General features: G+C 78.0%; 5 protein-coding genes. 1 reads left to right on the top strand and 4 read right to left on the bottom strand.

What is annotated here, in order from left to right:
• Positions 1 to 293: MarR family transcriptional regulator (locus ACFV4G_RS21170; RefSeq protein ID WP_380442554.1), on the top strand; the 293-nt coding region annotated here is incomplete at its 5' end.
• 170 nt (positions 294 to 463) lie between these two features.
• Here the strand turns inward: ACFV4G_RS21170 and ACFV4G_RS21165 are convergent.
• The 4 genes from ACFV4G_RS21165 to ACFV4G_RS21150 all read right to left on the bottom strand — a co-directional run.
• A complete protein-coding gene (locus ACFV4G_RS21165; protein WP_380442552.1) occupies positions 464 to 3178 on the bottom strand; it encodes a bpX6 domain-containing protein in 2715 nt (904 codons plus the stop codon).
• Positions 3175 to 4854, bottom strand: coding sequence for a hypothetical protein (locus ACFV4G_RS21160; protein ID WP_380442550.1), 1680 nt, complete (start codon positions 4852 to 4854; stop codon positions 3175 to 3177). The genes ACFV4G_RS21165 and ACFV4G_RS21160 overlap by 4 nt, the downstream gene beginning before the upstream one ends.
• A 104-nt stretch (positions 4855 to 4958) precedes the next feature.
• Positions 4959 to 5453, bottom strand: a complete 495-nt coding sequence (locus ACFV4G_RS21155) for a hypothetical protein (RefSeq protein WP_380442548.1) — start codon at positions 5451 to 5453, stop codon at positions 4959 to 4961.
• A 38-nt stretch (positions 5454 to 5491) separates the two neighbouring features.
• A partial coding sequence (locus ACFV4G_RS21150; protein ID WP_380442546.1) for an AAA family ATPase occupies positions 5492 to 6681 on the bottom strand: 1190 nt, incomplete at its 5' end.

Genomic DNA, 6681 nt, shown 5'->3' with positions numbered 1-6681 from the left:
CCAACCAGCCTCCCGCGGGACGGGCGTGGGCCCCGGGGTCGGCGCCGCCGGCGGGGGCGCTGGGGGCGCTGCTGGGCGTTACCGGCGCGGCCTTATTGCTCGCCATCGCGGAGCAGGACGGCTGCACGACGGGCGCGATCGCCTCCGCCGTCCGGATCTCGGCGGCCAGCGCGAGCGAGCACGCGACGGTGCTGCGGGCGGCCGGGCTGATCTCGACCCTGCGGGACCGGACCACGGCGATCCACTCCCCCACGACGGCCGGCCTCACCCTGCTCGGCGCGGGCGCCGCCTGACGCCTGACACCTGGCGCCGCACCGGTGCCCGGGGCGGCGGCGGCCGGAGACCACCCCCGTCGGCCTCCGGCCGGCGCGGCCCCGCCCCGGTGCTCCCATCGTCCCGAGAGTGCCGCGGCGCTGTCGCCGTCCTTCGGCGTGGGCCGAAAAAGGACGATCTGCAGCCGACTTCAGGAGGCCGTCACGCGCAGACCGACGAGCAGCGTGCCGCCGTCGGGGGTGACGGCCAGGACGCGGCCGCTGCGGTGCCACAGGGTGACCGCCCCCGCGTGGTGGCGGATGCCCACCGGGGTACCGGCCGCGCCCGGGAAGCCGGCCGTGAAGGCGGGCGTCGCGCCGGAGCCGGCACCGGCGCGGACGTGGGCGCCCGTCGCGTCCGTCGCGGTGTACGCCCACCACGCGCCGTCGGTGCGCGCCTCGCCCTCGCCGTCCACCTCCAGGGAGACCGATCCGCTCTCGCCCGTCCAGCGGAGCGCGCCCGGCCCGACGCTCAGCAGACGGCCGTTGGCCAGCGGCTGCGCCGCGACCCGGTCGTCCTCCTCCAGTCCCAGGCGACGGCGCAGTTCCCAGCTGGGCTGGTCCCAGCGCCAGAGTTCGGCCCGGCCCGGTGTGCGGCCGTCGGAGCGGGTGCGCACCAGCGCGGCGCAGCTGGTCGCCGAGCGCACCACTGGGCCCGACAGCCGCTGGTCGTGGCCGAGTTCGCGCCACACGACGGTGGGGCGCGGGGTGTGGGTGTCCAGGACGGTGATGCCGTCGTCGTCCGCCGTGAGCAGGTGGCGGCCGTCGAAGGACGGGACGATCTGGCGGGTCCGCAGCGTCGTCCACGGGTGGGGGGTGCGGGTGGCGAGGTCGAGGCGGACGAGTTCGTGGACGTCGCCGTAGTGGGCGACCAGGAGCGCGGTGCCGCCGTGGTCGGCGACCACGAGCTGGTCGGCGGGCACGTCCCAGCGGGCCCGGGTGCGGCCGTCGGGGGCGAGCAGCCGGACGCCCGCGTGCCCGCAGGCGACCAGGACCGAGCCCGAGCCGAGCCGGACGGCGTCGAGGACGGGGAGCGTGCCGGGGCGGTCGGGGGCGGTCAGGTGCGGTACGCCGGCCACGCTGTGCTCGGCGCGGCGCAGGCGGGGCAGGTCGACGGCGGCGAACGGGTCGGCGCGCTTCAACAGCCGCTCGTGGAGCAGGTGTTCGGTGTGCGCGTCGCGCGTGCCGTCCGGCCGGCCGAAGCCGCCGGCCCGGATGACGGCGCGGAGCGCGGCGGTGGTGAGCTCGCGGTCGACGGCCGGGTCTGCGGCGGGGAGGTCGGCGAGGGCGGCGGCGAGGGCGAGGCTCCCGGCGGCCTCGTCGCCGCCGTCGAGGAGGGCGCGGGCGAGTCGACGGGTGGCGTCTCCCGCGCCGAGGGCGAGCAGGTGGGCGAGGGCCCGGCCGCGGACGGGCCCGCCGAGGGCGACGGCGTCGCGCAGGTCGGCGGCAACGGTCGGGCGCAGGACGGGGTCGGGCCAGGCGGCGGCGACGGCGCCGAGCCGGTCGCCGCGGGAGCGGCAGTGCTCGACCCAGGCGGTGCGCAGGTCGCGGGCGGCGGCCCGGTCGGTGTCGGCGAGGCGCTCGACGGCGCGGGCGAAGGCGCCGCGGCGGTGGGCGGTGCGGACGGCGCGGTCGCGGTCGCCGGCCCGCCACCAGAGGCGGACGATCAGGTGGGCGGCGAGGCGGCGGCCCTCGGCGAATTCGGCGGCCTGGGCGGCGCGGTCGTGCCGGGCGAGCAGGGCGACGGCTTCGGCGGGGGCGTCGAGGAGGTCGGCGAGGACGAACGCGGCCTCGTCGATCCGCCCTTCGCCTTCGAGGGCGCGGGCGGCCTCGCGGTAGAGGTCGGTGAGGTACTGGTGGACCGTCGGGCCGCTGATCGGACTGGCGACGAGCGGGCCGTCGGCGAGCCGCGGGGTCGGCCTGAGGGCGCCGGTGAAGCGGCGGGGCAGGCGGCGGCCGAACCAGGCCGGCTGGTCGCGGGAGCCCGCGGCGGCGAGCCGGATGGCGTCGCGCAGGGCGTCCTCCCAGCGGCGCTGCTCGAATGCCCGGGTGAGGTCGCGGAGGTAGCGCAGGTGGCGGCGGTGGAGCGCGCCGGAGGTGGACGGCGTGCGGCGGGCGCCGCGCGGCCTGGCCGTGCTGCGGGCGGCAGCCCCGCCGGCCGCAGCGTGGGCGGCACCGGCCGACCGCGCCTGGCGCCGGTCGTGCAGGACGAAGCCCAGGAGGACCGCGGCGGCGCCGCCGACGGCGAGCAGGAACGCGCCGAGGTGGAAGCCCCTGCGGGCGATCAGGTTCGAGAAGGGGATCGCGGCGATCGCGGCGACCAGGAACACCGCGGCAGCGGCGACCCACCCCTCGTTGGAGCGGTCCGGGCCCGGCGCCGTACGGCGGCGCGCGCGGTCGGTCGACTCGGAGATCCCGGCGGCCGCACGAAGGTCCACGGCGGGCGCCTGCGGGACGTCCTCCCGGACGGGCTCGGGCACGACCGGGGCACCGACCACGCCGAGCCGGTGGAGGGTGAGTCCGGACAGGTCGAGCCAGTCCTCTGGCCTCAACTGCGGTAGTGCATCGATGATATGACGCTCAATCACACCGCCAGGATGGAGCAGGAGTTCACCGGGAGCCGCATTCTCGTCACCTCGCAGCCCGACGGCCTCCAGCCCGCCCCCGACCGCGCGAAGCGGCTCCCCCGGAGCGCCGTCGACCCGGATCGGCGTCGGCTCGGGAAGCGTGAAGAGCCAGCGGCGGTCCGGAAGTTCGCGCAGCTCGGCGCCCGGCCGCCAGGCCGTGAGGACGCGGTCGGCGGCCTCGGCCGCACCGATCACTGGGACGTCGAGCACGAAGCCGGACGCGTGGATGACAGGGCTCATTCGTCGTTCTCGATCGAGAGGAGGGTCTTGCCGGTCGCCGCATTGCCGGCCCTCAGCCGGCCCGGCCGGGGCTCGGCCGCGATCATCGGCCAGCGCGGGTGGACGGCGGGCACCGCGGGCCCGCCGGAGAAGTCCGTGAGCGTGCGGACCTGGCCTTCGCGGACGGCGCGGACCAGGTGGGCGTCGCGGGTGCACGTGAGGAGCACGGGCGCACCGGACTCGTCCTCGATGATCGCGATGACATCGCCGCCGCCGGGGAGTTCGAGGTAGCGGCGCTCGCCCTTCCGGGTGCGGATGTCCCACCCGAAGTCGTCCTCGGACCACGCGAGCAGCCCGCCCGCGCCGTGCACGAGGTACTCGCACTCGGCCACGCCGGGCGGGAGCTCGCCGTCGAACAGCCGCGGTTCCCGGGCCCGGACGAAGGGCCGGCCGCCGGCGGTCGACACCACCGGCCCGTCGAGGGTGACCCGGCCGCCGGGCGCGATCCGTCGCCAGTGCCCGGCCAGGGGGACGACGAGGTCCTCGCCGTCGCGCACGAGCGGCAGGACGGGCTGGTGCGCGAGCGCGGGGAGTGCGGCGGCGTCGAGCCCGAGGTCGGCCAAGTCGACGTCGTAGCGGCCCGGTTCACCGAGGCGGCTGCCGCTGACGTGGAGGAGGAGGCGGCTCCGGTCGACGTAGTAGACGAGCAGGCGCCGACCGGTCCGTCCGGCGGCGACCACCTGTCCGCGCAGTTGGTGGCGGCGCGGCCGGGCGCTCCCGGCGAAGTGCGCCGTGCTCGGCGGCAGCCGCACCACGAGCAGCACGGAGGCGTCCCGGCCGCGCGCGAGCAGCGTCGCGGAGTCCGTGGTGAAGGCGGGCAGCGCCCCGGTGCCGCCGGGGAGCGGCGCGAAGACCACGCCGCCCCGGCGGAACTCGGAGCCGCGCAGCGCCCGGACGGCGACGGCGCCGCTGGGCAGCGGGAGTTCGGCCTTCGGTCCGCCGTCCACCCGGATCGCGACGCGGGCGGCGCCGTCGGCGGTCCAGCCGGTCTCCTCGGTGCTCAGCACGCCCTTGCGCGACGGCAGTTGCTCGGCCAGGCGCGGCGAGGCGAGCAGCCAGGCGCGGTCGCCGTCGGCGAGCGACTCCTCGGCGCGGCGGACGTCCTCGGGCGTCGGGTCGGCGTGCCGACGGGCGACGAGCCAGCGCGGCAGCACCTCGGCGAGGTCGCCGCCCAGCAGCCGGCCGGACGGGTCGCCGAGCACGCCTACCAGCAGTTCGGTGCCGCGGGCGACGGCCCGCCGGTGCAGCACCAGCAGGACGGCGAGCTGGACCAGCCGGCCGGCGCCCGCCTGGGCGGGGCCGGTGTCGACCAGGGCGACGACCCGGCCGCGACCGGTGTCCGTGGTCGACTCGGGCGCGAGGTGCAGCAGTTCGCGGTCCGCGTACCGGCGCAGGAACTCGTCCGGGGCCTCGTCGGCGAGCAGCCACTCGGAGTGCAGCAGCTGGTCCGGGCGCCCGGTGCGCGCGAGGCCGCCGTGGCCTTCGGGTGTGCCGAGGACGCCGGCGGTGCTCTCGTACCCGCCAATGATGGCGTCCAGGCGGCGCAGCAACGGATCGAGGGCGTCGGCGAGTTGGTGGCTGATGGCGCCGAGCGAGGCAGCCCGGCCCACGGACTCGGCGGACGGTCGGACGGTCATCGCTCCCCCTCCCCGCGCGCGACGGACTCCAGCGCCGCTTGAGAACCGATGGCGCCGAGCCAAGCGGCCCGGCCCACGGACTCGACGGACGGACGGACGGACGGTCATCGCTCCCCCTCCCCGCGCGCGACGGACTCCAGCGCTGCCGGGTCCGTCCCGGGCGGTGGCCGGTCGGCTACCAGCGCGTGCCCCGGCACCAGGACGCACAGCTGCCCCTCACCCGCCCCGAGGGCGGCGCGCCACAGGGCGGCAGCGGGCTGCGGCCGCGCCGTGGTCGGTACCAGCAGGTCGCCGTCGAGGCCGAGGTAGCGGGCGCCGGGGGCCCACGGCAGGTCCTCGGTGGCGCCGAGCACGAGCAGGGCGGTGGCGTCCGCGGCGACACCGAGACGGGTGCCGGCCAGGAGGCGTTCGCGGGTGGCGGCGGCGAGAGCGGGGACGTCCTCGCCGAGCGCGAGCACGGCGGCGGCCGACAGCGGCGGCTCACGGCGCACCCAGCGGAGCGGGACGGGCGTCGGACGAGAAGCGTCAGCCGGCACGTGGCGGTCGCCGCCCGTCAGGCGGGGGTCGTCAGCCGACACCTGGCGGTCGTCACTCGTCATGCGGGGGTCGTCCCCCGTCATGCGGCGGTCGTCGCCCGTCATGCGGGGGCGACCGCGGCGACCAGGCCGGCGCGTATGCCGGCCAGCGCTCCGGGCAGGTCGGCCGCGGCGAAGCCGGCGTCGATCTCGCGCAGGACGGCCTCCAGCCGCAGCCGCGAGTCACGCCCGTCGGGCAGTCCGGCGTGCTCGGCGAGCAGAGCGGCGCCCGTGCGCACGAGCCGTTCGGCGCGCGCGGTGGTGCTGCGGGAGAGCTCCTCGGCGGTGTGCGCCAGGCTGCGGTTGGCGGCGCCGTCGATCAGGTCGGCGAGGGTCTCACGGGCGAGCGCCTGGGTGTCGGCGGTGGGCGCGACCAGCGGCAGCACCCACAGGTCGCGCGCGGAGGCCGTGGTGCGCCCGTCGAGGACGGCGGCCGCGGCGACGAGGTTCTGCGAGCGGACCGCCCGGCGGTCGCTGATCGGGACTCCCGCCGCCCGCAGGCGCCGCAGCGCGGTGCCGAGCAGCGGGGTGACGGCGTCCAGGTCGCAGGACCGGGCCGCGGCGGCGAGCCGGTCGAGCGCGCCGAGCAGCCTCGCCGGCCGTTCGGGTGCGGTGCAGGGCCGCCGGCCGGCGGTCAGCAGGTCCTCCAACTGTCCGTCGGGGACGGGCTCGACGAAGACGCGCGCGAGGAACCGGTCCGCGAAGGCGGCGAGGGCCGGGTCCTCGGGCAGGTGGTTGGCGGCGCCGACACACACCCGCAGCGGGCTCGCCAGCACCGTCCGGCCGCGCCGGAACACCCGGTCGTTGAGCAGGCCGAGCAGGGTGTTGAGCACGGCCGTCGAGCCGAGGAAGACCTCGTCGAGGAACGCGAACTCGGCCTCGGGGAGCATCCCTTCGGTCGCGAACTCGACGTGGCCCTCGCGCAGCCGGCGCAGGTCGACCGGGCCGAACAGCTCGTTGGGCTCGGTGAACCGGCCGAGCAGGTACTCGAAGTACCGCCCGCCCAGCTGCCCGGCGACCCGCCGCACCGCCTCGGACTTCGCCGTCCCGGGCTCGCCGATCACCAGCACGTGCTCCCCGGCGACGGCGCACAGCGTCACGACCTCGGCGACCGTCCCCCGGCCGACCAGCCCTTGCCCGGCGGCGGCCGCCGCGGCGGCGACCAGTTCGGCGTGCCCCGCCCGCGGCGCGGCGCGGCGCGCCCCCCCCCCCGCCCCCCCCCCCCCCCCCGGCGCACCCCGCCCGCAGGGCG

The organism is Kitasatospora sp. NPDC059747 (genome assembly GCF_042732955.1).
In the GTDB taxonomy this organism is placed as follows: domain Bacteria; phylum Actinomycetota; class Actinomycetes; order Streptomycetales; family Streptomycetaceae; genus Kitasatospora.
The sequence above is the reverse complement of the archived record's forward strand: the minus strand, read 5'-3'. Positions and strand labels throughout refer to the sequence as shown.